General features: G+C 74.2%; 21 protein-coding genes. 8 read left to right on the top strand and 13 right to left on the bottom strand.

The genetic code is table 11. The features are described from left to right. Window positions 1-92: 92 nt before the first annotated feature. Window positions 93-2,216: a restriction endonuclease gene (locus tag ACZ7KX_RS23700; protein WP_470328192.1), complete on the bottom strand. Its 2,124-nt coding sequence runs from the start codon at window positions 2,214-2,216 to the stop codon at window positions 93-95. A gap of 257 nt (window positions 2,217-2,473) precedes the next feature. Between ACZ7KX_RS23700 and ACZ7KX_RS23695 the strand changes: the two genes are divergently transcribed. Next, the gene (locus ACZ7KX_RS23695; protein ID WP_470328191.1) at window positions 2,474-3,412 is read left to right on the top strand and encodes a DUF2797 domain-containing protein; all 939 of its coding nucleotides are present in this window, start codon (window positions 2,474-2,476) and stop codon (window positions 3,410-3,412) included. A gap of 90 nt (window positions 3,413-3,502) precedes the next feature. On the opposite strand, the gene ACZ7KX_RS23690 is transcribed toward ACZ7KX_RS23695, so the two are convergent. The 6 genes from ACZ7KX_RS23690 to ACZ7KX_RS23665 all read right to left on the bottom strand — a co-directional run bounded on the left by ACZ7KX_RS23690 (window position 3,503) and on the right by ACZ7KX_RS23665 (window position 8,717). Next, window positions 3,503-3,865, bottom strand: a complete 363-nt coding sequence (locus tag ACZ7KX_RS23690) for a hypothetical protein (protein WP_470328190.1) — start codon at window positions 3,863-3,865, stop codon at window positions 3,503-3,505. Next, window positions 3,862-4,383, bottom strand: coding sequence for a DUF6232 family protein (locus ACZ7KX_RS23685; RefSeq protein ID WP_470328189.1), 522 nt, complete (start codon window positions 4,381-4,383; stop codon window positions 3,862-3,864). Before ACZ7KX_RS23685 ends, ACZ7KX_RS23690 begins: the two co-directional genes overlap by 4 nt. A 297-nt stretch (window positions 4,384-4,680) precedes the next feature. Then, the gene (locus ACZ7KX_RS23680; protein WP_470328188.1) at window positions 4,681-4,986 is read right to left on the bottom strand and encodes a hypothetical protein; all 306 of its coding nucleotides are present in this window, start codon (window positions 4,984-4,986) and stop codon (window positions 4,681-4,683) included. Between the two features lie 352 nt (window positions 4,987-5,338). Continuing rightward, window positions 5,339-6,076: a succinate dehydrogenase/fumarate reductase iron-sulfur subunit gene (locus ACZ7KX_RS23675; RefSeq protein WP_350526378.1), complete on the bottom strand. Its 738-nt coding sequence runs from the start codon at window positions 6,074-6,076 to the stop codon at window positions 5,339-5,341. After that, window positions 6,073-8,016 (bottom strand): fumarate reductase/succinate dehydrogenase flavoprotein subunit, encoded by a 1,944-nt coding sequence (locus ACZ7KX_RS23670; protein WP_470328187.1) that lies wholly within the window; start codon window positions 8,014-8,016, stop codon window positions 6,073-6,075. Before ACZ7KX_RS23670 ends, ACZ7KX_RS23675 begins: the two co-directional genes overlap by 4 nt. Further along, window positions 8,013-8,717, bottom strand: coding sequence for a succinate dehydrogenase cytochrome b subunit (locus ACZ7KX_RS23665; RefSeq protein WP_470328186.1), 705 nt, complete (start codon window positions 8,715-8,717; stop codon window positions 8,013-8,015). Before ACZ7KX_RS23665 ends, ACZ7KX_RS23670 begins: the two co-directional genes overlap by 4 nt. A 96-nt stretch (window positions 8,718-8,813) precedes the next feature. Between ACZ7KX_RS23665 and ACZ7KX_RS23660 the strand changes: the two genes are divergently transcribed. Beyond that, on the top strand, window positions 8,814-9,737 hold the full coding sequence (locus ACZ7KX_RS23660; protein ID WP_470328185.1) for a LysR family transcriptional regulator: 924 nt from the start codon (window positions 8,814-8,816) through the stop codon (window positions 9,735-9,737). Window positions 9,738-9,747: 10 nt separating this feature from the next. On the opposite strand, the gene ACZ7KX_RS23655 is transcribed toward ACZ7KX_RS23660, so the two are convergent. Continuing rightward, window positions 9,748-10,896: a metallophosphoesterase gene (locus tag ACZ7KX_RS23655; RefSeq protein ID WP_470328203.1), complete on the bottom strand. Its 1,149-nt coding sequence runs from the start codon at window positions 10,894-10,896 to the stop codon at window positions 9,748-9,750. Window positions 10,897-11,241: 345 nt separating this feature from the next. After that, the gene (locus tag ACZ7KX_RS23650; RefSeq protein WP_350526374.1) at window positions 11,242-11,670 is read right to left on the bottom strand and encodes a nuclear transport factor 2 family protein; all 429 of its coding nucleotides are present in this window, start codon (window positions 11,668-11,670) and stop codon (window positions 11,242-11,244) included. A gap of 416 nt (window positions 11,671-12,086) precedes the next feature. On the opposite strand from ACZ7KX_RS23650, the gene ACZ7KX_RS23645 reads away from it, so the two are divergent. Then, entirely contained in the window at window positions 12,087-12,716 is a 630-nt protein-coding gene (locus ACZ7KX_RS23645; RefSeq protein WP_350526373.1) for a TetR/AcrR family transcriptional regulator, read from the top strand. Window positions 12,717-12,787: 71 nt separating this feature from the next. On the opposite strand, the gene ACZ7KX_RS23640 is transcribed toward ACZ7KX_RS23645, so the two are convergent. The 3 genes from ACZ7KX_RS23640 to gcl all read right to left on the bottom strand — a co-directional run bounded on the left by ACZ7KX_RS23640 (window position 12,788) and on the right by gcl (window position 17,301). Further along, window positions 12,788-14,602 (bottom strand): serine/threonine-protein kinase, encoded by a 1,815-nt coding sequence (locus ACZ7KX_RS23640; protein WP_470328184.1) that lies wholly within the window; start codon window positions 14,600-14,602, stop codon window positions 12,788-12,790. A 283-nt stretch (window positions 14,603-14,885) separates the two neighbouring features. After that, window positions 14,886-15,374, bottom strand: a complete 489-nt coding sequence (locus ACZ7KX_RS23635; protein WP_470328183.1) for a glutathione peroxidase — start codon at window positions 15,372-15,374, stop codon at window positions 14,886-14,888. Window positions 15,375-15,519: 145 nt separating this feature from the next. Continuing rightward, window positions 15,520-17,301, bottom strand: a complete 1,782-nt coding sequence (gene gcl, locus ACZ7KX_RS23630) for a glyoxylate carboligase (RefSeq protein ID WP_470328182.1) — start codon at window positions 17,299-17,301, stop codon at window positions 15,520-15,522. 829 nt (window positions 17,302-18,130) lie between these two features. Here gcl and ACZ7KX_RS23625 point away from each other — a divergent pair. Continuing rightward, complete coding sequence (locus tag ACZ7KX_RS23625; RefSeq protein WP_470328202.1) at window positions 18,131-19,621, top strand: SulP family inorganic anion transporter; 1,491 nt, start codon at window positions 18,131-18,133, stop codon at window positions 19,619-19,621. A 128-nt stretch (window positions 19,622-19,749) separates the two neighbouring features. Next, the gene (locus ACZ7KX_RS23620; protein WP_350526370.1) at window positions 19,750-20,046 is read left to right on the top strand and encodes an MTH1187 family thiamine-binding protein; all 297 of its coding nucleotides are present in this window, start codon (window positions 19,750-19,752) and stop codon (window positions 20,044-20,046) included. Window positions 20,047-20,160: 114 nt separating this feature from the next. Here the strand turns inward: ACZ7KX_RS23620 and ACZ7KX_RS23615 are convergent, their stop codons facing one another. After that, window positions 20,161-20,631: a DoxX family protein gene (locus tag ACZ7KX_RS23615; protein WP_470328181.1), complete on the bottom strand. Its 471-nt coding sequence runs from the start codon at window positions 20,629-20,631 to the stop codon at window positions 20,161-20,163. Between the two features lie 148 nt (window positions 20,632-20,779). Here ACZ7KX_RS23615 and ACZ7KX_RS23610 point away from each other — a divergent pair, with 148 nt between their 5' ends. From ACZ7KX_RS23610 to ACZ7KX_RS23600, 3 genes are all read left to right on the top strand, one after another. Beyond that, window positions 20,780-21,367, top strand: a complete 588-nt coding sequence (locus tag ACZ7KX_RS23610) for a TetR/AcrR family transcriptional regulator (protein ID WP_470328180.1) — start codon at window positions 20,780-20,782, stop codon at window positions 21,365-21,367. Between the two features lie 137 nt (window positions 21,368-21,504). Next, the gene (locus tag ACZ7KX_RS23605; RefSeq protein WP_470328179.1) at window positions 21,505-22,944 is read left to right on the top strand and encodes an MFS transporter; all 1,440 of its coding nucleotides are present in this window, start codon (window positions 21,505-21,507) and stop codon (window positions 22,942-22,944) included. Next, window positions 22,941-23,702, top strand: coding sequence for an SDR family NAD(P)-dependent oxidoreductase (locus ACZ7KX_RS23600; protein ID WP_350526366.1), 762 nt, complete (start codon window positions 22,941-22,943; stop codon window positions 23,700-23,702). The genes ACZ7KX_RS23605 and ACZ7KX_RS23600 overlap by 4 nt, the downstream gene beginning before the upstream one ends. Window positions 23,703-23,751: the final 49 nt, after the last annotated feature.

Here is a 23,751-nt window from a genome sequence, read left to right as displayed (position 1 = left end):
TTCGCCTTCGAAAAGCTAATCCCCACCACACCCGACCGCTCCCCCCCCATGGGACACTGTGGCTCCCCCCCTCCCCCCCCCCCCCCGGGCCGCTACTCCACCGCGACCCCGAAGGCCGTCGCCAGCCCCGCCAGACCGTTCGTCACCGCCCGGCCGGACGGGCTGAACTCCCAGCCGCCGCCCGAACGCCGGAAGGCACCCAGCACCATCGCGCTGTCCGGCACCCCGCCGGTGGTGCCCGCCCAGTCCGCCGGACCGGCCGCACCGGGCCCGTACGCGGCGGCGACCGCCAGCCCGTGCACGTACCCCAGCGGCAGCACCGGCGGCTCCTCCTCCTCGGTGGAGACGGCGACCACCACCTCCTCGACCGCGGCCGGCAGCCGGTGCGGCTCCAGGGTCAGCCGGGCCGCCCGGGTCGGCTCGCCCGGCACCGAGCGGGTCGGGTGCAGCCGGACCGCACCGTCCGGGTCCTGCGGGCTGTTGAAGAACACGAAGTGCTCGTCGCTGAGCACCCGGCCCCCGGCGCACAGGAAGGCGGTGACGTCCAGCTCCACCGCGTCCCCGCCGGCCGTCCGGCTCTGCCAGCTCACCGTGAGCGCGGTCTCCCGCCCGGCCGGGTCGGCCTCCTGCGGCCGGGCGCCCGCGGCGGCCGGGGCGCCCCCGCCGAGCCGGCCGCGCAGGCCCTGCTCGGCCAGCAGCTCGACCAGCTCCGGGCCGCTCACCAGGGTCAACGGCTTGCCCTCGATGTAGCTGTACGAGCCGCGGCCGAAGCCCGCCGTGGTGACCAGGATGCCCTTGATCGCGCCGTGATGGCGCACGGTGGACTCCAGGTCGCGCACGGCCGTCGGCGGAACGGTCTTCTTGTAGCGCTTCGCCTGGATCACGATCTTGCCGCCGGTCACCGGGTCCAGGTCCTCGGCGACCACGTCCACCCCGACGTCGCCGCTGCGGGCCGTCGTCATCACCCGGAAGCCGCGCAGCCGGAACAGCTCGGCGATCAGGTCCTCGAAGTCCAGCGGATCCATCTCGAAGAGGTCCGGCTCGTCCTCGCCGCCGTGCCCGGCCAGGCTCCCGCCGACCGTCTCCGGCCGCCGGTCCGGCCGGACCTCGTCCAGCCGCTCCGGGCGCGCCGACAGCCGGCCGCCCAGGCCCTGGAAGCACTCCACCGCGTCCACCCGGTCCAGCGCCAGCCCGGCGACGCCGGCCCGGGTCGCGGTCAGCGTCGACACGAAGCGCTCGGCCTCCCGGCCGGTCGCCGGGTCGATGCCGAGGACGAAGCCGTTCAGCACCACCGAGTCCAGCAGCCCGTCCCGGTCCGCCCGGAACACCTCCGCCACCACCCGCAGCGCCGACTGCGCCAGGACCTGCCGGTACAGCGCCTTGCGCTCCGTGGCCGGGCGGGCCACCTCGGCCTCGCGGTCGTCCGACTTCACGTACCGCACCCGGCCGGCCGCCGGCACCACGTCCGCCCCCGGCAGCTCCCAGTTCACCACCAGCTGCCGGCCCGCCGCGTCGAAGGCCGCCACCAGCCGGTGCGGAAAGCCCTCCGGCCAGGCCGCCGAGGCGTACAGGCCCGCCGTGAAGTACTCCTGCACCGCCTCCGGCTCGCCCGCCCGCAGCCGGCGCAGCAGCTCCTCGGTCCGGGCGCCGCGCTCCTCGTCCTCGCGGCGGAAGCGCTCCACCCGGGCCACGTACTCCCGGTGGTACGCGGCCAGCCGCTGCTGCCGGTCCGCCTCCCGCGCCTGCGCGGCGTACCAGTCCTGCTCGAACCGGGCCCGGGCCTGCGCCAGGTACTGCTCGTACTGGTGCCGCACCCCCGGATTGCGGGCCTGCACCGGATCCGGCGGCGGGACGAAGTAGGCGGCGGACGCCTGGTCCGGCATCGGCACCGGCTCACCCAGCGGCCCCGGATCGAACGGCGGCACCGCACTCGGCGCCAACAGCGCCTGTGGACCGAACGCCGGCGCGGCCAGCCCGGACGCCAGCAGACCCCTCAACTCCTCGACCCGGTCGTCCAGTTCGGCCGTCCGCCGAGCCGCCTCGGCCTCCCGCGACTGCTGGTACGCCCGCTGCGCCTCCCGCTCGTTGCGGGCAGTCGCCCGCTGCGCCTCGCGCTGCTCCCGCTCCCGCCGGCGCTCCTCCGCCGCCTCGGCGCGCCACCGGGCCTCCTCCCGGCGCTGCTGCTGCCGCTGCGCCTCCGCCCAGATCGCCAGCACCCCGCTGCTCCGCCGCCCCGACACCGTCCGTCCACCCCATTCGCCTCGCACCGACCCCGGCCGGGCCCCACGCCGCCTCCCGGCCGCGCCGCCCACCGCGCCCGCCACAATAGAACGTGGACAGCCCAGTGGGCCAAGCCCCCGCGACCTGCGGCGCAGCGGCGCCCCCACCCCGCGTCGCCCGTCGGCCGCCGGGTCACGGTTGTCGGTGGCGGCGGGTAGCCTCGCCTGATCGAAGACCCACAGGAGGGATGCCCGTGTCGATCCCCGCACCGCAGCAGCCGGACGGCCCCGGGGGCTGGATCTCCACCGGCCTGAGCTGGCAGGACGGCCGCGCCGTGCTCGGGGCCGTGCGCGGCGCCCGGGTGCACGAGCGTACGGTGGCGCCGGGGGCGGAGGTCGGCTGGCTGCTCGGCGGGCCGCGGCGCTGCACCGGGGCCTGGCTGGTCGGGGCGACGGAGCGCACCCCCTGTCCGCACCACGCGGTGATCGATCCGGACGGCGGCGCGACGCAGTGCCCGGCCTGCCAGAGCGTGGACCGCGGCCTCGCCCTGGCCCGGGACCAGATCCTCGACGACGGCCGCACCTACCTGCTCTACCTCGCCTGGTTCGGCGAGGGCCTGCTGAAGGTCGGCCTGACCGCCGAGCAGCGCGGCGACAGCCGGTTGCTCGAACAGGGCGCGCTGGCCTACGCGTTCACCGCCAGGGGCGGCCTGCCCGCCGTGCGCCGCGCCGAACTCACCGTCGCCGCCTCGGGTCTGGCCCGCGAGCGGTACAAGTCCCGGACGAAGGCCGAACACTGGTGGTCGCACGGGGACGTCCCGTACCGCCGCACGGTGCTCGCCGAGGCCCGCGCCCGGGCGCACCGGCTGCTGGACGGCCACGCCGTGGAACTGCTCGCGGACCGTCGGGTGGTGGACCACGTGGAGCGCTACGGCCTGGCGGCCGGCGCCCCGGAGTCCTACCGGGAGGTCGCCGGACTGGCCGACGGTGCGGTGCTCGCGGGCCGCCTCCGGGCGCCGATCGGCAAGCACCTCTTCCTCGACCAGGCGGACGGCTCCGCCCCGCTGCTGCTGGACACCCGCCGCCTCACCGGCTGGACGCTGACCCCCGTGGCCGACCGCCCGTCCGAGGGCCTGGCCCTCCGGGAGCGGGTCCGCCCGCCGGATCCGGACACCCAGGAAGCACTGTTCTGACCCCGGCCGCCCCCTGGCCTCTGGCCGAGGGCCCGGGCCCTCGCGAACGCGCCCCTCGCACCGGACGCCGACCGGACGGGCACCGGCCGGTCAGCCGCTGATCAGGGCGAGCAGCTGGTTCGCCAGGCCCAGCGCGGGCGCGGCCGCATCGCCGATGCTCTGCGTCACGCCGGCCAGCAGCAGGAGGGTGTTGCGCCAGCCGCGCTGCTCCTCGGAGGCCGGGTCGCGGAGTACCGGGAGGGTCTCGGTGAGGCTCTGCCGGTCCTGCTCGTGCACCCGCGAGTCGCGCGCCAACTCGGCCACCTCGGCGGCGAGCCGGGCGAAGATCGCGGCGACCTCGGGCGGCAGGGCCTCGCCGGCCTGGCCGTTGTTGTGCTGGACGCCGACGTTGTGGTGGCCGCCGTTGATGGTGACGCTGTCACCCACGTGGAACCGCGGTTCGTTGCCGCTCACTTGCTGACTCCCGTGTTGCCGTTGCCGCCGTAGATGTTGACGCTGTCGCCGAACTGGTAGTGCCGCAGGTCGACGTGGATGCTGCTGACGAACTGCTGGAACTCGATCTGCGGGTTCTCGATCGCCCGTGTGACGGCGGCCTGCAGTTCGTAGGCGGGCCCCGGCGAGTCCCAGGCCAGCAGTGCGGTCGGCGGTCCCGCCGTGTCGATGGTCAGCGCGTAGAGACGGTTCTGTCGCAGGACCGGAAGGGTGACGAACACGAAGTAGAGCACCACGGCGACCAGCGCCAGCACCACGGGCCACCCCGAGTCGGAGCCTTCCTGGCCACCGCCCAGTGCGCCGGCGGCAGCGCCGTTGACGGCATTGAGCAGGAACGCGGCCGTGATGACCGTGCCCGCGAACTTGAAGAGGCGTCCGATCGCGCCGAACTTGTCCGGCACGATGATCGTGATGCTCGCCCGGGCGACGGTCGCCAGCGGGTACGCCGCTTCCCCGACCCAGAGGATCCGCTTGGTCACGGCCACCCGGATGGTGCGCCGGGTGGGTGTGAACCCAGGGGGTGGGACCGGCGCGGCCGCCGGTGGTGGTGGCGGTGGCGGTGGCATGAACGGAGTGGGGCCGGTGTGTCCGGCCCAGGTCGAGCCAGCCGGTTCGGTCGGCTGCATGGCGCCCCCCAAGGCTCTCGAACGAGGTACGCCAATAAACCAGCAGCTTCGAGCCGTGCACAAATCCGGTGCTGTGAACGAACTTTGACGGATCGTCAGAAGGTCTCCGCGCGATGCCTCGTCCGCCCGTCCGGCCGGGCCCCGGCCGGTTCAGCCCAGCTTGCTGCGCAACCCGCCCGGCCCCGAGCGGGCCCGGCGGGACAGCGGCGGCCGGGACGGGCGGACGTCGCCGCGCACGGCCTGGTCGGCGGCCTCGGCGGCCCGCCGGGCGAGCGCGGCGCGGGCGGCGGCCAGGGCGACGCGGGCGAGCAGCGGGTCCTCCCGGACACCGGCCTCGCGCTTGGCGCTGTGGCAGCCCGTGCACCAGACCGGCGAGGCCGGCCCGTCCGGGTACACCATCTCCTCGGGCGGCAGGTAGTGCCCACCGCACTCGACGCACTCGAAGACCAACCTCATCCGACGATCACCGTCCCGGATCCGTGGCACCGACCGCAGGGCGACCAGAATTCGTGGACCCTGGGCACCATGCTCCCTTCCTCGTCCAGTTCGACCGTTGCCTCGGTCTTCTGGGTCCCCCCGGACCCGCCGCAGCCGGAGCAGGACTGAACCTCGGGCATATGCCGTCCCTCCGTAGCGGAGCACCACCGTAGCGCGATTTTCCGCCCACGAGCACCGCTCCCGACGATCCACCACCCGTACGGGGAGCGCGAAATGGCGCCGCACGCCCCGCCGGACAGGGGCGGCCCCTCGCGCGAGCACCAGCGCGAGGGGCCGACGGTCGGTGGTCCCGACCGCGTGTGGGGGAGCGTCAGCCGCGGGCGGCCCGCAGGAACTCCCGGTTCATCGCCGCGATGCTGGGCAGCGGGATCCCCTTGGGGCAGGCGGTGGCGCACTCGCCGGTGTTGGTGCAGCCGCCGAAGCCCTCGGCGTCCATCGCCGCGACCATGTTCCGCACCCGGGAGGCCCGTTCCGGTGCGCCCTGCGGGAGCACGTTGAGGTGGACGACCTTGGCGGAGGTGAAGAGCATCGCCGAACCGTTCGGGCAGGCCGCCACGCAGGCACCGCAGCCGATGCACTCGGCGTGCTCGAAGGCGGTGTCGGCGGCCTCCTTGGGCACGGGCGTGGCGTGCGCCTCGGGGGCGCTGCCGGTCGGGGCGGTGATGTAACCGCCGGAGCCGATGATCCGGTCGAAGGCCGAGCGGTCCACCACCAGGTCCTTGACCACCGGGAAGGCGGCGGCCCGCCACGGCTCGACGTCGATGGTGTCACCGTCCCGGAAGTGCCGCATGTGCAGCTGGCAGGTGGTGGTCCGCTCGGGGCCGTGCGCCTGGCCGTTGATGACCATGCCGCAGGCGCCGCAGATGCCCTCGCGGCAGTCGTGGTCGAAGGCGACCGGCTGGTCGCCGCGGGTGATCAGCTCCTCGTTGAGGGTGTCGAGCATCTCCAGGAAGGACATGTCCGGGCTGATCCCGCTGACCCGGTAGGTGGTCATCGACCCGGGTGCGTCCGGGCCCGCCTGGCGCCAGATGCGCAGGGTGAGGTTCATGCGTAGCTCCGCTGGGTGGGGTGGACGTGGTCGAAGTCGAGCGCCTCGCGGTGGAGGACGGGCGCCGCGCCGGTGCCGGTGAACTCCCAGGCGGCGGCGTACGAGAACTCCTCGTCGCGCCGGGCGGCCTCGCCGTCGGGGGTCTGGCTCTCGGTGCGGAAGTGGCCGCCGCAGGACTCGGCGCGGTGCAGGGCGTCCAGGCACATCAGCTCGGCCAGCTCGAAGTAGTCGACGAGCCGGTTGGCCTTCTCCAGCGACTGGTTGAGCTCCTGCCCGGTGCCCGGCACCTTGATCCGGCGCCAGAACTCCTCGCGCAGCTGCGGGATCCGCTCCAGGGCCCGGGTCAGGCCGGCCTCGTCGCGGGCCATCCCGCACTCGTCCCAGAGCAGTTCGCCGAGTTCCCGGTGGAAGGAGTCCGGGGTGCGGTCGCCGTCCACCGCGAGGATCAGGTTGAGCCGGTCCTCGACCTCGGCCGTGGTCCCGGCGAGCACCGGGTGGTCGGCGGGCACGGCGGGCAGCGGGTTGCGGGCCAGGTAGTCGTTGAGGGTGGGCGGCAGCACGAAGTAGCCGTCGGCGAGGCCCTGCATGAGGGCGCTGGCGCCGAGCCGGTTGGCGCCGTGGTCGGAGAAGTTGGCCTCCCCGATCGCGAACAGGCCCGGGACGGTGGTCTGCAGGTCGTAGTCGACCCAGAGCCCGCCCATCGTGTAGTGGATCGCCGGGTAGATCCGCATCGGCACCCGGTACGGGTCCTCGGCGGTGATCCGCTCGTACATCTCGAAGAGGTTGCCGTACTTGGCCTCGACGGCGTCCCGGCCCATCCGGCGGATCGCGTCGGCGAAGTCCAGGTAGACGCCCTGGCCTCCGGGGCCGACGCCGCGGCCCTCGTCGCAGACGTTCTTGGCGGCCCGGGAGGCGATGTCGCGCGGCACCAGGTTGCCGAAGGACGGGTAGATCCGCTCCAGGTAGTAGTCCCGCTCCTCCTCGGGGATCTCGGCCGGCGCCCTGGTGTCGCCCTGGGCCTTGGGCACCCAGATCCGGCCGTCGTTGCGCAGCGACTCGCTCATCAGGGTGAGCTTGGACTGGTGGTCGCCGGAGCGCGGGATGCAGGTCGGGTGGATCTGGGTGAAGCACGGGTTGGCGAAGTGCGCGCCGCGCCGGTGCGCCCGCCAGATCGCGGTGGCGTTGGAGTTCTTGGCGTTGGTGGAGAGGTAGAAGACGTTGCCGTAGCCGCCGCTGGCGAGGACGACGGCGTCGGCCGTGTAGCTGCGGATGTCACCGGTGACCAGGTCGCGGGCGACGATGCCGCGGGCCCGGCCGTCGACGACCAGCAGGTCCAGCATCTCGGTGCGCGGGTGCATCTCCACGTTCCCGGCGGCGATCTGCCGGGAGAGCGCCTGGTAGGCGCCGAGCAGCAACTGCTGGCCGGTCTGGCCGCGGGCGTAGAAGGTGCGGGAGACCTGCACGCCGCCGAAGGAGCGGGTGTCCAGCAGGCCGCCGTACTCGCGGGCGAACGGCACGCCCTGGGCCACGCACTGGTCGATGATCTCCACCGACACCTGGGCGAGCCGGTGCACGTTGGACTCCCGGGCGCGGAAGTCACCGCCCTTGACGGTGTCGTAGAACAGCCGGCGGATCGAGTCGCCGTCGTTGCGGTAGTTCTTGGCCGCGTTGATGCCGCCCTGGGCGGCGATCGAGTGGGCGCGGCGCGGGGAGTCCTGGAAGCAGAACTGGACGACGTGGTAGCCCTGTTCGGCGAGCGTGGCGCCGGCGGCGCCGCCGGCCAGGCCGGTGCCCACGACGATCACGGTGTGCTTGCGCCGGTTGGCCGGGTTGACCAGCTTGGCGTCGAACCGCCGTTGGTCCCAGCGCTGTTCGATCGGCCCGGCCGGGGCCCTGGTGTCGGCGATCGGCTCGCCGACGGTGTAATCCTGGTAGCTCACTTCACCACTCCGGTCATCACGGCCACGGGGACGGACAGGAACCCGGCCGTCAGCACGAGCGCCAGGCCGTTGGCGGTCAGCTTCAGCGCGCGGTCCCGGCGGGCGTTGTTGGCGCCGAGGGTCTGCGCGGCGCTCCAGAAGCCGTGCCGGACGTGCAGGCCGACGGCCAGCATCGCGACGACGTAGAACACGTCGACGTACCAGCGGTCGAACGAGGCGACGACGTTCTGGTACGGGTGGCCCTCCTCGGCAGCGGGGTTCACGGTCAGCGTGGTCAGGTCGAGGATGTGCCAGACGATGAACAGCGCCAGGATCACCCCGCCCCAGCGCATGGTCCGGGTCGCGTAGCTCGCGCGGCGGCGCTTGTGCGCGTACTTGCTCGGCCGGGCGGCGAGGTCGCGGCGGCTGAGCTGGTAGGCCGAGACGCCGTGCAGCACGACGGAGGCCAGCAGGCCGGCCCGGGCCATCCACAGGAACCACGCGTGGCCCAGGAACGGCTGCCCGATGGTGCGCAGCCAGGCCGCGTAGCCGTTGATGTCGTCCGGGCCGAAGAAGATCTTGAGGTTGCCCAGCATGTGCGCGACCAGGTACAGCAGCATGACCAGTCCGGTGACGGCCATGACCGCCTTCTTGCCGACGGTCGACCGCCACAGCGTCGCCAGGGTGGACGGATGCCGGCCCGTCCGAGTCGCGGTTGTCATGGCTGCAACGGTAGGGACGGACACCAGGGTGCGTCCAAGACATGATGCGGCTCGCGACGATAGGCACCGGCTATCGGTGCGGCCTATCCTGGCCGGGTGCAGCTCCAGCAACTCCGCTACTTCCTGGCCGTGGCCGAGACCCGCCACTTCACCCGGGCGGCCGAGGCCGCGCACGTGGCGCAGCCGTCCCTCTCGCAACAGATCCGTTCGCTGGAAAGGGAGTTGGGCGCCGAGCTGTTCCACCGCACCCGGGGCAACATCGCACTGACCGACGCCGGGGACGCCCTGCTGCCGCTGGCCCGGCGCATCCTCGCGGACACCGAGAGCGCCCGGCTGGCCGTCCAGGAGACGGTGCAGCTGCGGCGCGGCAGGGTCCGGCTCGGTGCACCGCCGAGCCTGTGCACCAGCCTGGTGCCGGACGTCCTGCGGGTCTTCCGGGACCGCTACCCGGGCGTGGCACTGGTGGTCCGCGAGGGCGGCTCGCGCGACCTGGTCCGCTCACTGGCGGCGGGCGAGCTGGACCTCGCGCTGATCATCACCCCGCCCACCGGGGGACAGGCGCCCGCCCTGGCCGTCACCGAGCTGCTGCACGAGGAGCTGGTACTGGTCTCCGCTGAGCGGCGCGCCCGGCGCAAGGCGCGGGTGACCGAGCTGCGGGACCGGCCGCTGGTGATGTTCCGGGAGGGCTACGACGTACGGGAGGCGACCTTGGCGGCCTGCCGGGCGGCCGGGTTCGAACCGGAGTTCGCGGTCGAGGGCGGGGAGATGGACGCGGTGCTGGGCTTCGTCCGGGCCGGGATCGGGCCCGCCGTCGTCCCCGGCATGGTGGCGGCCCGCTCGGGCCTCGCGGTGACCCCGTTCGCCGGGCCGGGCCTGGGCCGCACCATCGCCGTCGCGCACGGCCACGAGGTGCCGCCCACCCGCGCCGCCGAGGCGCTGCGCTCCACCCTGCTGGCACACCTCCACGACGCCGCCCGGGCGGGCGAACTCCCGCCGGGCACACGGCTGTTGCTGTCGTGAGGGCGGCGTGTCAGGCGGTGGCCGGCGCGTCACCGGAGCGCAGGGTGAGCAGGGTGATCTCGCTCGGTGCGAAGACCCGGAAGGGCGGCCCCCAGAAGCCGGTGCCCCGGCTGGTGTAGAGCTGGGTGCGCTCCCCGTGCCGGCTGAGGCCGTGCACCACGGGCTGGTCGAGCCGGACGAGGAAGTTGAACGGCCAGATCTGGCCGCCGTGGGTGTGGCCGGAGACCTGCAGGTCGATGCCGGCGGCAGCGGCCTGCGGGACGTACTTGGGCTGGTGGGCGACGAGCAGGACCGGACGGTCGGGGTCCGCCCCCGCCAGCGCGTCGACCAGGTCGGCGCGGTGCCCGGCCAGGCCGGAGGACTCCGCGGTCACGTCGTCCACGCCGGCGAGGACGAGGGCGTCCCCACCGCGCTCCACCACGACGTGGCGGTTGTGCAGCGGATCCCAGCCGAGGTCCGCCATGCGGTCCAGCCAGCCCTGCGCCTCGCTGCCGTACTCGTGGTTCCCGGTGACGTAGACCTTGGCCAGCCGGGCCCGGATCGTGCCGAGCGGCGCGGACTGATCCCGGCGCTGGGCGGGCGTGCCGTCGGCGATGTCGCCGGCGTGGACCACGACGTCCGCGTCGAGGGCGTTGACGGCCTCGGTGACCCGCGCCGACCAGCCCGCCCGGTCGATCGGCCCGTAGTGGGTGTCGGCCAGCACCACGACACGCGTCCCGTCCAGGCCCCCGCCGAGTCGGGGGAGACGGACGTCCAGCCGCTTCACCCGGGGCACGCGCATCGCCTCGTGGTGTCCCCAGCCCAGGAGCCCGGCGCAGACCACGGCGACGGCCACGGCCACGGCCCTGGCCCGGCCGACGCCGCCGACGTCGAGTCCGGCCAGCACGAGGTCCACCGAGCCGCCCAGCACCGACCAGGTGAACAGCACCCAGATCATCCCGAGGCTGGTGTCCGCGATGCGCGCGGCCCGGTCGGAGCGCCGTCGGCCGTGGCCCGCGACCATCAGGAAGGGGAAGGAGACCAGCCAGGCGGCGAACACGGCCGTGCCGGCCAGGAAGACCGGCAACGGCCAGTCGGCGCCGGAGGCGAACAGCGTCCACCACGGCGGGAGGCACAGGACCACGAGGACGAGGACCAGGACGGCCAGCCGCCGCAGCAGCGACCTCCGCGGCCGCGCGCTCCCGCTCGGGGCTGCCGCACCCGGGGCGGGCGCGGCCGGGGCCTCGGGCCGGGTGGCGGTCGCGAGGGTGTCCGGCCCTCCGCGGTGCGACCGAAGGCCGGGCTCCGACCCGATGGATTCGCTGTCCGTCACTGCGCTTCCCCTCTCAGCGTCCTGTCCCCGTCCTCCATCATCCGGCACGCGCTGGGCGGGGTGACCGTCCGGGTCCGCGGGCCCGCGGACCCGCGCGGTCGGGTCGGCCGACGGCGGACGGGCCGGCTTCCTGTGCAGGCGGCGGCGACGGCCCGGACCGCTCGACGCGCCGGGCCGTCGCGCCCGCCGACCTCAGGCGAGCCGGTCGGGGATCGGCGCCAGGGTGTAGTTGGCCCACACGAAGGCGTCCATCTGGTGCTGGTCGCCGGACAGGTTGTGCACCCGGTCCACCTTGCCGTCGGCGTTGAAGTGCCAGACCAGCGCCCACATGGTGTCGACCTGGCCGACCCCCTGGGTGGAGAAGCCGCGGTGGATGTCGACCACGTACTCGTCGTTGGCCTCCAGGAACAGCGGCTCGGCCTGGAACCCGGCCTTGCCCAACTGGTTGAAGAAGGCCACGACCTCCTCCACGCCGCGCTTGGTGCCGGACAGTGCGTGGTGGCCGGGGATCGTCCACTCGATGTCGTCGGTGAGGACTTCCCGCATGCCGTCGAAGTCGTAGGCGGCGTAGGCGGCGAAGAACGTGCTGATGGCCGCGATCTTCGGGTTGGTGCTGGACACGATGGCGCTTCCTTGAGGTAGTGCGGAGTGTTCCATGACGTGATCGAGACTGCGGGTCCCGACCGGGCGGACCCGGCGGGCCTCCGGGCTTCGTGCCTCCGGGCTTCGTGTCGTCGGGCCGAGGTCCCTAGGCGGCCGTGCCGCGGGCCGTGAGCCGGCCGGTCGGCACGTGCTGCGGGCCGGCGGCGCCGAGGGCGGGGTCGATGCGGAGAACCGCGGTCGCGGGCGCGTGATGGAACAACCGGAAGAACCGGAATGAGTGGCACAACCCGTCGAACATGGCAATCCCCCCGTAGAAGGCCAGGTCGGCAACGCATAAGCCCACTAAAGCAACAAGCGGTTGCGTTATGCTCGGGAAGTCTTGCAGACCGGCAGAATCAAGCGCAACCGACAACCGCGACGGGGAAGTTGAGGCGATGGGGGCGGACACGGCCGGGTGGGGCGACGTCAGGCCCGGAGGCCGTACGGCCCGGACCCGGGCCGCGGTGTTCGCGGCCGCGCTGCAGGAGCTGGCCGAGCAGGGCTTCGACCGGTTCAGCACCGAGGCCGTGGCCGACCGCGCCGGGGTGCACAAGACCACCGTCTACCGGCGCTGGGGGACCAAAGGCAACCTGGTGGCGGCCGCCCTGGAGGACGTCCTGGACCCGACGTTCCGGCTGCTGCCCGACACCGCCGACCTCGACGGGTCGATGCGCGCCGCCGCCCGGGACTTCGTCGCGGCGATGGCCGGCCGGGCCGGGATCGCGACGGTACGGGCGCTGGTCTCCGGCGGCCACGCCTCGGCGGAGATCAGGGCGCTCGTCGACCGCTTCTTCGCCGCCCGGATCGCCCGGATCGACCCCGTCGTACAGGCCGCCGTCGGCCGTGGCGACCTCCCGCCGGGCACCGACACGGCCCTGCTCGCCAAACACGTCGCCGGCCCGCTGTACTACCGCGCCCTGGTCATGGCCGACACCCTCACCGAGGCCGACGCGGACCTGGCCGCCGCCAGCGCCCTGGCCGGGGCGCGCCTCGGCCTGTTCGCCCCGCGGCCCGAACCGGCCTGACGGGGCCCGAGCCGGCCCGACGCGGCCGCTGACGGCCCGGCGCCCGACGGGGACCGGAAGTCCCGCGCGCCTCAGCCCTTCTTCCGCAGCACCAGGTACTGGTCCGGCTTGAGCAGGTCCGTGCTGTAGTGGAGCGTGCCGTCCGACTGCATCGTGATCAGCCGGTAGATCGACCGGTCGGACATGCAGTCCGAACCGGGCGAGGAGCCGGTCGCCCGGGAGGCGTAGGAGACCCGGCTCTCGTCGGCATCGGTGAGCGTCCAGGCGCCTTCGCACCAGGTGCCGGTCTTCGGCGTCTCGGCGCGGATCCTGCTCTTCTCCTCACTCGGCGCCGACTGGACGATGGTGAGGGTGACGGAGGTGACGTCCCCGTTGGCGGCCTTGCGTTCGCCGACCCACGTCCCGAGGTACTTCGCCGGGATGATGCCCGGCCCCGGGTCGGTGGGGCTCGCGCCGGGCGAGGGGCTGTCCTCGGCCGGGTCGGTGCGGTCGCCGGTCGGCTGCTCGGAGTTCTTCGAGGCCGGGGCGGAAGGCGCCGTCGTGGCCCCGGCCGGGGCGGTCCGCCCGGCGTTCTTCGCGGCGTCCGGCCGGCCGTTCGGCAGCCACTGTTCGACCAGCAGGTATCCGCCGCCCAGCAGCAGTGCGGCGACCAGCACGGCCGTCAGCACGCCGTAGCTGCGCCGGCCGCGTGGCCGCTGCGGGTACGGCGGGTAGCCCGGCACCGTGGCCGGTGCGGACGGCATCGGGACCGGGGCCGACGGGAACGCGCCGACCGGCCCGACCGGTCCTGCGGTCGGCGGGCCGTAGCCCGGCGGTGGCGGCGGGCCGAACCCGGGCGCAGCGGGCACGCCGCCCCCGCCGGGTGCCGCCTTCGCCGCCTCGGCCGTCCGGGCCGCCGCCACCTCCCGCACCGCCGCTGCCTCACGCGTCGCCCCGGCCTCACTCACCGCCGCTGCCTCACGCGTCGCCCCGGCCTCCTGTTCCCCCTCCAGGTCCAGCAGCCGCACGGCACTGCGCCCGACCGCCGCCGCCAGGGCCGCGGGCAGCCAGTCCCCGTGCCCCAGGCGGGCGGCGGCCGTGCCGTCGACGTCCAGCCGTTGCCGCAGCTGTCCGGGTGTCGGGCGGACGGACGGGTCCTTGGCGAGGCAGTCCCGGACGAGGGAGTGCAGCGGGCCGGTCAGCCCGGAGAGGTCGGGTTCCTCGTGCAGCACCCGGTAGAGCAGGACCGGCGCGCCGACGCCGGAGCCGAACGGCATCGTGCCGGTCGCCGCGAACGCGAGCACCGCGCCGAGCGAGAAGACGTCGCCGGCCGGTCCGGCGGGCCGCCCGCTCGCCTGCTCCGGCGACATGAAGCCCGGCGAGCCGAACACTTGGCCGGACTGGGTGAGCACGGTGGTGGCGTCCAGCGCGCGGGCGATGCCGAAGTCGATCAGCCGCGGCCCGTCCAGGGTCAGCAGCACGTTCGACGGCTTGACGTCCCGGTGCACCAGCCCGAGGCCGTGCACATGGGCGAGCGCCTCGGCGAGGCCGACGCCGAGGGTGCGGACGGCCGGCTCGGGCAGTGGTCCGAACTCCCGTACGGCGGCGGTGAGCGGTGGTCCGGCGACGTAGCCGGTGGCCACCCAGAGCTGCCCGCCCTCGGTGTCCGCGTCCAGGACCGGTGGCGTCCAGGTGCCGCCGACCCGTCGGGCGGCCGCCACCTCCTGACGGAACCGGGCGCGGAACTCGGGGTCCTCGGCGAGGTCGCGCCGGACCATCTTGACGGCGACGGTCCGCCCGCCCGCGGTCCGGCCGAGGTAGACCCGGCCCATCCCGCCCGCGCCGAGCTGCCGCAGCAGCCGGTACTCGCCCACCTGCCGCGGATCGTCCGCTGCCAGCGGCTGCATGCCCACGCTCCCCTCGACGTCCGGCGCGGCCGTCCCCACCTCACGCGTCCGGACCAGACGCTATCGGTCCGGGACCACCCGTGGGACGGATTCGCGATCACGAAATGATCGTCAGATGAGCACAGCAAGCCCGCATGTGTCGACCCCTGGGCGTCGGCCCGCATCCGTCGCCCCCGCCGCCGACCGCGCCCCGCCACCGCGGCCACGGAACGCCGGAGGCCCGGGGCGCGGTGCCCCGGGCCTCCGGTCCGGCGGGTGATCAGGCCGGCAGAACGGCCTCCGATCAGGCCGGCAGAACGGCCTCCAGCGCGGCGACCAGCTCCTCCGACTCCGGCTCGACGCGCGGCCGGATCCGGGCGGCGACGGTGCCGTCCGGCGAGATCAGGAACTTCTCGAAGTTCCAGGAAACGTCCCCGGCCTGGCCCTCGGCGTCGGCGACCTGGGTCAGCTGCTGGTACAGCGGGTGCCGGTCGTCGCCGTTGACCTCGATCTTCTCGAACAGCGGGAAGGTCACGCCGTACGTGGTGGAGCAGAAGGTCCCGATCTCCTCGGCGCTGCCCGGCTCCTGCCCGGCGAACTGGTTGCACGGGAAGCCCAGCACGGTGAACCCGCGCCCGGCGTAGCGCTCCTGCAGGCGCTCCAGCCCGGCGTACTGCGGGGTCAGGCCGCACTTGGAGGCGACGTTGACGATCAGCAGCGCCTTGCCCTTGTGGTCGGCCAGCGAGGTGGGCTCGCCGGTGAGGGAGCGCAGCGGGATGTCGTACAGGCTCACGGTGGTGGTCCTTTCGGCAGGTTGGCAGCGGTTTCCGCCCGGGCACACGGTAGCGGCCCCGGACGGGTCAACCGCGTCGGCGCCGCCGGTGTTCCGGACGCGAAGGGGGTGTGCGGAGCGGCTCGCACGCCCCCTTCGCGGCAGGTCAGCGCGCGAGCGGCCGGATCGCCGTCGGCGCGTGCTCGGGCAGGGTGGCGAGCTCCTCGAACTCGTTGACCTTGTCGATGTCGCTGCCGCTCATCGCGATGTTGGTGACCCGCTCCAGGATCGCCTCGACCACGACCGGGACGCGGAACTCGGCGGCCAGCTTCTTGGCCTCCTCGAAGGCCGGCAGCAGGCCCTCCGGCTCGGTGACCCGGATCGCCTTGCAGCCCAGACCCTCGGCGACCTTGACGTGGTCGACGCCGTAGACGCCCAGCTCCGGCGCGTTGATGTTCTCGAACTCCAGCTTGACCTGGAAGTCGATGTCGAAGTTGCGCTGAGCCTGGCGGATCAGGCCCAGGTACGAGTTGTTGACCAGCACGTGGACGTACGGGATCCGGTGCTGCGCGCCGACCGCCAGCTCCTCGATCATGAACTGGAAGTCGTAGTCGCCGGAGAGCGCGACGATCTGGCCCTCGGGGTCGGCGGTGGCCACGCCGAGCGCGGCCGGGATGGTCCAGCCGAGCGGGCCGGCCTGGCCGCAGTTGATCCAGTGCCGGGGCTTGTAGACGTGCAGCATCTGCGCGCCGGCGATCTGGGAGAGTCCGATGGTGGTGACGTAGCGGGTCTCCGGCCCGAAGGCCCGGTTCATCTCCTCGTAGACGCGCTGCGGCTTCAGCGGCACGTCGTCGAAGTGGGTGCGGCGCTGCAGCGTGGCCTTGCGCTCCTGGGTGGAGGCGGCCCACGCGCTGCGGTCCTTGAGCTGCCCGGCGGCCTTGAGCTCGCCGGCCACCTGGACGAAGAGCTCCAGCGCGGCCTTGGCGTCGGAGGCGATGCCGAGGTCCGGGGCGAAGATCTTGCCGATCTGGGTGGGCTCGACGTCGACGTGGACGAACTTCCGGCCGGCGGTGTAGACGTCCAGGCCGCCGGTGTGGCGGTTGGCCCAGCGGTTGCCGATGCCGAGGACGAAGTCGGAGGCGAGGAAGTTCTCGTTGCCGTAGCGGTGCGAGGTCTGCAGGCCGACCATGCCGGCGTTCAGCTCGTGGTCGTCCGGGACGATGCCCCAGCCCATCAGGGTCGGGATCACCGGGACGCCGGTCAGCTCGGCGAACTCCAGCAGCAGCGCGGAGGCGTCGGCGTTGATGACGCCGCCGCCGGCGACGATCAGCGGGCGCTCCGACTCCTGGAGCAGCGCGATGGCCTTCTCGATCTGGACCCGGTTGGCGGCCGGCTTGTAGACCGGGAGCGGCTGGTAGGCCTCGGGGTCGAAGTCGATCTCGGTCAGCTGGACGTCGATCGGCAGGTCGATCAGGACCGGGCCGGGGCGGCCGGAGCGCATCAGGTGGAAGGCCTGCTGGAACACGCCGGGGACCTGCGCGGCCTCCAGCACGGTGGTCGCGGCCTTGGTGACCGGCTTGGCGATCGAGGCGATGTCGACGGCCTGGAAGTCCTCCTTGTGCAGCCGCGCGACGGGCGCCTGGCCGGTGATGCACAGGATCGGGATCGAGTCGGCGATGGCCGAGTACAGGCCGGTGATCATGTCGGTGCCGGCCGGGCCGGAGGTGCCGATGCAGACTCCGATGTTGCCGGCCTCGGCGCGGGTGTAGCCCTCGGCCATGTGGGAGGCGCCCTCGACGTGCCGGGCCAGTGTGTGCCGGATCCCGCCGGAGGCCTTGAGGGCGGCGTAGAACGGGTTGATGGCTGCGCCCGGCACACCGAACGCGACCTCAACGCCTTCGAGCTTGAGGATCTCCACGGCCGCGCGGGCGGCTGTCATACGAGGCATCGGGTCTCTCCTGCGTCGGCCCGCAGTGGCTCGGAGGGCTCATCTCCTGAATTCCACCATACGGAAGAACGGTTTCTGTATGTGGAAACAAGGTAGGGCGGGGCTCGTCGGGGCGTCAAGGGGGACTTCAACAGAATGTGGAAGCCCTGGGTCGCGGGGTCGGTGCGGGCGGATTCGTACGCCAGGGCGGCATCCGTGCTGGTGTGCGCGGGGAAGCGGACGTTCCGCGCCGGGAAGCGCACCCGGTGTGCAGTGACCGTGAAGGGACGGTGCACGGGTCGGCCCGCCCCGCCGCCCTGGGTACCGTCGGTGGCACGCCGGGCCCGTGACGTCCAACTGAGGCCGCGGCAGGGGGGTTCGGGAACGCCGGGGACGGGGGAGCTCCGTCGGCGGCCCCGTCCAGGACCAGCGCGCCCGGTCCGCCGCACCCGAGCGAGGGACGCACCCCCTGACCGCGCCGACCCCCACTCGCCGCCGTGCCGCCACCCGCCGCCGTTCCGTCACTCTCCGCCGGCCCCCGCTCCCGGTCCGGCGCACATCCCTTGCCGACCGGCGACCCGTGGGCGGGCGGGCGGGTGAGTGAGCGGCACGCCGACCCCGTACGGCGACCCTCCTCGTACGGCAACCCCCGTACCGCAACGGCGTGCCCGCAGCGGCGGGCGCGCGGAAGGAACGTCCCCATGCGCTGCTGCACCCCTGCCCGACCCCCGGTGGTGACCGGGTGAACCGCCCGCCGCACGGGAGCGAGGGCCCGCCGGGCCGCCCCCGGAAGAACGCGCCGCCGGGCCGCCCCCGGAAGAACGCGCCGCCGGGCCCGGCCCGGTCCCCGATCGCCGCGCTGCGCGACGTGCCCTGGCGCCGCGACCTGCCCGCCTCCCTGGTGGTGTTCCTGGTAGCCCTCCCGCTCTGCGTCGGGGTGGCCGTCGCCTCCGGCGTGCCGGCCGAACTCGGCCTGGTCACCGGCATCGTCGGCGGCCTGGTGGTCGGCGCCCTGCCCGGCAGCAGCCTCCAGGTCAGCGGACCCGCGGCCGGGCTGACCGTGCTGGTCGCCGACGCCGTCCGGGAGTTCGGCGCCGGCGCCCTGGGCCTGCTGGTGCTCGCCACCGGCCTGCTCCAGCTCACGATGGGCGCCCTGCGGCTCGGCCGCTGGTTCCGCGCGATGTCCGCCTCGGTGGTGCACGGCATGCTGGCCGGCATCGGGCTGACCCTCGTCTTCGGCCAGCTCTACGCGCTCGCCGACCGCCGCGCCCCGGCCACCGGGCCGGAGAAGATCGCCGGGCTGCCCGCCCTGCTGAAGGACGTCGTCACCGCCGCGGCCGACCCCGGCGCCGTCGCCCTCGGTCTCGGCACGCTGCTGGTGCTGGTCGGCTGGAAGTACCTCCCGGAGCGCGCCGCCCGCGCCCTCCCCGCGCCGCTGGCCGCCGTCGGCCTCGCCGCCGCCGTCACCGCCGCGGCCGACCTGCCCGTCGCCCGGATCCGGGTCGCCGGCCTGCTCGACGTCGTCCGGCTGCCCGACCGCGACGCGCTGGGCGCCCTCGCCGGCACCGCCGGGATCGGCACGGTCGTCGCCTTCACCCTGATCGCCTCCGCCGAGACGTTGTTCAGCGCCGCCGCCGTCGACCGGATGCACCACGGCCCGCGCACCGACTACGACCGCGAGCTCACCGCGCAGGGCGTCGGCAACACCGTCTGCGGACTGCTCGGCGCGCTGCCGATGACCGCGGTGATCGTCCGCAGCGCCACCAACGTCCAGGCCGGGGCGAGGACCAAGGCCTCCCGGTTCCTGCACGGGTTCTGGCTGCTGCTGTTCACCGCGCTGCTGCCCGGGGTGCTCGGACTCGTCCCGCTCACCGCACTGGCCGCCGTCCTGGTCCACGCCGGTGCCAAGCTCGTCCCGCTGCGCCGGATCGTCGCGCTCTGCCGCGGCCACCGGGGCGAGGCGCTGGTGCTCGTGGTGACGGCGGTCGCGATCATCGCCACCGACCTGTTCGAAGGGGTGCTGATCGGCGTCGGGCTGGCGGTCGTCAAGTCCGCCTGGCAGACCTCGCACCTGCAGATCGCGGTGGAGGAGCTGGTGCCGCCGAACGGCCCGGCGCTGCACCGGGTCCGGCTGAGCGGCAACGCCACCTTCCTGCGGCTGCCCAGGCTGCTGGACACCCTGGAACGGCTGCCGGACGACCGGCCGGTCGAGCTGGACTGGTCCGGGCTGCGCCACCTGGACCACGCCTGCACCGTCGCCCTCGCCTCCTGGGCCGCCCAGCACCGGGCCCGCTCCAGCGCGCCGCTGGCCGTCGAACCGCCGCTGCCTTCGGTGGTCTGACGGGGCGTCCGTCTAGCCTGGTGGCCGACCCGGGCCGCGGCGACCCGGGTCGGGTCGAGTCGAGTCAGGTCGAGCCGGGCCGGCCCGGCCGGCCACCGGTGCCCCGTGGACGCGAGGAGCGTGGAACTGTGATCGCAGCCTTTTCGGTGACCCCGCTGGGGATCGGCGAGGACGTGGGGGAGGCGGTGGCCGCCGCCGTCCGGGTGGTCCGGGCGAGCGGGCTGCCCAACCGCACGGACGCGATGTTCACCAGCATCGAGGGGGAGTGGGACGAGGTGATGCCGGTGATCAAGGAGGCGATCGAGGCGGTGAAGGCCCACAGCAACCGGGTGAGCACGGTCATCAAGATCGACGACCGGGCCGGGGTCACCGACGGCCTCACCGCCAAGGTCGCCTCGGTCGAGCGGCACCTCGCGGAGGGCTGAGCGCAGCCCGCCGAGCGCGGTCCGTCCGGGTCGGCCCGCCGAGCGCAGCCGCCGAGCGCGGTCCGCCCGGGTCGGCCCGCCGGGTTCGGGCTTGCCGCGCTCGGCGCGCCGGGGTCAGCCCGAGGTCGGCTGGGCGGCCGGTTCGGCCGGGCCGGCCACGGGCGGACGGGTGAGCAGTCGGTCCAGGGCGTACGGGCCGGAGCCGAGCACCGCGATGGCCAGGAACGCCCAGCAGAACATGACCGAGGCCTCGCCGCCGTTCTGCAGCGGCAGCAGCGCGTGCTCCTGGTGGACGGTGAAGTAGGCGTAGGCCATCGAGCCGGAGCAGAGCAGTGCGGCCGTCCTGGTGCCGGCACCGAGCAGCACCAGGACGCCGCCGACCAGCTGGATCAGCGCGGCCCACCAGCCGGGCCACTGGCCGAGCGGGACGGTGCCGCCGCCCTTGGTGCCGCCGAGGACGCCGAAGAGCGAGGCGGCGCCGTGGCAGGCGAAGAGCAGGCCGACGACGATCCGATAGGCCGTCAGCACCAGCGGCCGGGCCGTCTCGACGGCTTCGCGGGGGGTGGTGGGGACGTGAGCGGACATGCGGAACGCCTCCTGTGGGGGAAGGAGGGATGGGGCGGTAAGGGTAGCCTTGGTCTAGTCCACTTGGCAATGCTCCGTCAGGTATCGACTGCGGTCGGCGCTCCTCATTTCTTGACTGATCGTTCTGGAAACGGCTAGCGTGTGGGACATGGCGCGAACGAAGGAATTCGACCCGGACGCGGCGCTGCAGGCAGCCCTGGAGCTGTTCTGGCGGCGCGGCTACGAGGCCACCTCGATGGCCGACCTGGTCGAGGGGCTCGGCATCGGCCGGGCCAGCATCTACGCGACCTTCGGGAGCAAGCACGAGCTGTACCTGCGGGCGCTGGAGCGGTACGCCGAGCAGACCGATCCGGTTCTGCTGGCGGAACTGTCCCAGCCCGGCCCGGTGCTGCCGGCCGTGCGGGCGATGGTCCGCCGGTACGCGGCGGAGTCGGCCGGGGACGGGCGGGAGCGCGGCTGCTTCGTCACGAACACCGCCGTCGAGCTCGCCCCGCACGACCCCTCGGCGGCCCGTAGGGTGGGCGCCAGCCTCGGCCACCTGGAGACGGTCCTCACCGCCGCCCTGGTGCGGGCCGGGGCGCAGGGGGAACTGCCTGCCGGGCGGGAGCCCCGGGCGCTCGCCCGGCTGCTGATGGTGCTGATGCAGGGCATGCGGGTGATGGGCAAGACCGCCGACGGCGCGGCCCGGGTGGGGGACGCCGCCGAGCAGGCCCTGATGCTGCTGGACCGGGACTGACACGGCTTGACGGGGACTGGCACTGCCCGACCGGGATCGATGCTGCCCGGACCGGGACTGACCAGACGTTCGAGGCCCGGTTGGACGGACTCTGCTGTCCCGATTCTGAATCGAACGGTCATTATAGGAGGGGGCTCATGAGTGTCACAGGGGGGCGCATGCGCGGCGGTCCGGCGGGCCGGTCCGGCTTCGCGCTGCTCGGCGTCGTGCAGGCGGTGCTGATCTTCACGATCATGGTCCTCACCGTGCCGCTGCCGCTGGTGGCCCGCGAGTTCGGGCTCGGGCCGTCCGGGGTGCTGCTGCTGAGCGCCTCGTACGGACTCACCTTCAGCTCGCTGCTGCTGCTCGGCGGTCGGCTCACCGACCGCCACGGCGGGCGCCGGATGCTCCGCTGCGGCCTGCTGCTGCTCGCCGCCTCCTCCGTGGCCTGCACCCTCGCACCGGACTACCCCGTCCTGCTGGCGAGCCGTCTCGTCCAGGGCGCCGGCGCGGCCCTCACCGCGCCCGCGGCGGTGGCGGTGGTCCGTGCGCTGCACCCCGAACCCGCCGCCTACCGGCGGGCGATGGCCACCTGGGGCGGCCTGTCGGTGCTCGGCGCGACGGTCGGCAGCGTGGTGTCCGGCGCGGTCGCCGCCGCGGTCTCCTGGCGCTGGCTGTTCGCCGTGCCCGTGCTGGCCGCAGCCGCCGGACTCGCCCGCTGCGGCACACTGCCCGCCGCCGCCCCCGCCGGGCGCCGCCCGGCCCTGGACCTGCGCGGCGCGCTCCTGGCAGCCACCGCGGTCTGCGCGGTGAGCTACGCCCTGGTGGCGTCCACCGACCACGGCTGGACCAGCCCCGAGGTGTACGGGCCGCTGCCCGCCGGGCTCGCCCTGCTGCTCGCCTTCGCCGCCGCCGAACGCCGCACCGCCGACCCCCTGTTGCCGCCCGGCTTCCTGGCCGACCGGCGCCGCGGCGCCGCCCTCGCCGCCGTCATGGCGACCGCCGCCGGCACCGCGCTGACCTTCGTCCTGCTCTCGCTCTACCTCCAGCAGCTGCGCGGCTGGAGCGCCGCCGCCACCTCCGCCGCCTTCCTGCCGTACGCGGCCGTCCTGCTGCTGTCCGGGCGCCTGGCGGCCCTGCTGGTGCTGCGCCACGGGCCGGTGCCGGTCACCGCCGGCGGGCTCGCCGTGGCGGGCGCCGGACTCGGCCTGCTCGCCGGGCTCACCCCCGGCAGCGGGTACGCCACCGGGCTGCTGCCCGGACTGCTCCTGCTGCCCGCCGGAGCCGCCGCCGCCTTCGCCGGAGCGGCCGTCCTCGCCACCGGCGGGGTCGGGTCCGAGCGCACCGGCCTGGCCGCCGGCGTGTTCAACACGGCCATGGAGCTCGGCCCCACCGCCGGACTGGCGGCCCTGATGTCGCTCGCCGCCACCCGTCCGAGCGTGGTCGGCGGCTACGCCGCGGCCTTCGCCGCGGGCGCCCTCGGCCTGGCGCTCACGGCCGTCGCGGTCGCCACCCTGCCCAGGTCCGCCACCGCGGCGGAACCCCTGACCACCACCACACCAGAACCCACCAACAGGATCGAGGAGTTCACCTCATGACCACGCGTTTCGCCGACAAGTCCGTCCTGGTCACCGGCGGCGGCAGCGGCATCGGGCGGGCCATCGCGCTCGCCTTCGCCCGGGAGGGCGCCCGGGTCGCCGTCGCGGGCCGGACGGCCGCCCCGCTCACCGAGACCGTCGAGCTGATCGAGCAGGCCGGCGGCAAGGCGGTCGCCCTGACCGGCGACGTCACGAACGGCGAGGACGCCGCCCGCCTGGTCCGCGAGACCGTCGAGCAGTTCGGCGGGCTGGACGTCGCCGTCAACAACGCCGGGGTGATCGGCGCGCTCGGCCCGGTCGCCGACATCGACGAGGCCGAGTGGCAGCGGCTGATCGGCATCAACGTCACCGGCACGCTGCTCGCCATGAAGCACCAGATCGGCCACCTGCGGGCGCACGGCGGCGGCGCGATCGTCAACGTGTCGTCCAACCTGGGCGCCCACCGGCGGGTCGCGGGGGTCGGGGCCTACGCCGCCAGCAAGGCCGCCGTCACCGCGCTGACCCGCGCCGCCGCGCTCGACCACATCGCCGACGGCGTGCGGATCAACACGGTGAGCCCCGGCGCGGTCGACACCCCGATGTCGGGCCGGCCCGGCGAGAGCGCCGCCGAGAAGGCCGAGCGGATGAGGAACGACATCCCGGTCGGCCGGGCGGGCGCCGTGGAGGAGGTGGCCGCCGCGGTGCTGTACCTGGCCTCGGAGGAGGCGGGCTACACCGTCGGCAGCGACCTCGTCCTGGACGGCGGCTCCAGCGCCTGAGCCGTGCGGGCGGCGTCCCGGGCCCGGCCGCCCAGCTCCCGACCGCGGC

Source organism: Kitasatospora sp. NPDC038210 (assembly GCF_055600605.1).
Note: the sequence above shows the minus strand (reverse complement) of the source record. Positions and strands in the feature narration are given on the sequence as shown.

Coding starts and splice junctions, on each gene's coding strand:
- ACZ7KX_RS23680 (WP_470328188.1), bottom strand. CDS start 4,986: ATGAGGTTGGTCTTCGAGTGCGTCGAGTGCGGTGGGCACTACCTGCCG.
- ACZ7KX_RS23675 (WP_350526378.1), bottom strand. CDS start 6,076: ATGAACCTCACCCTGCGCATCTGGCGCCAGGCGGGCCCGGACGCACCC.
- ACZ7KX_RS23665 (WP_470328186.1), bottom strand. CDS start 8,717: ATGACAACCGCGACTCGGACGGGCCGGCATCCGTCCACCCTGGCGACG.
- ACZ7KX_RS23645 (WP_350526373.1), top strand. CDS start 12,087: ATGGGGGCGGACACGGCCGGGTGGGGCGACGTCAGGCCCGGAGGCCGT.
- ACZ7KX_RS23640 (WP_470328184.1), bottom strand. CDS start 14,602: ATGCAGCCGCTGGCAGCGGACGATCCGCGGCAGGTGGGCGAGTACCGG.
- gcl (WP_470328182.1), bottom strand. CDS start 17,301: ATGCCTCGTATGACAGCCGCCCGCGCGGCCGTGGAGATCCTCAAGCTC.
- ACZ7KX_RS23615 (WP_470328181.1), bottom strand. CDS start 20,631: ATGTCCGCTCACGTCCCCACCACCCCCCGCGAAGCCGTCGAGACGGCC.
- ACZ7KX_RS23610 (WP_470328180.1), top strand. CDS start 20,780: ATGGCGCGAACGAAGGAATTCGACCCGGACGCGGCGCTGCAGGCAGCC.
- ACZ7KX_RS23605 (WP_470328179.1), top strand. CDS start 21,505: ATGAGTGTCACAGGGGGGCGCATGCGCGGCGGTCCGGCGGGCCGGTCC.
- ACZ7KX_RS23600 (WP_350526366.1), top strand. CDS start 22,941: ATGACCACGCGTTTCGCCGACAAGTCCGTCCTGGTCACCGGCGGCGGC.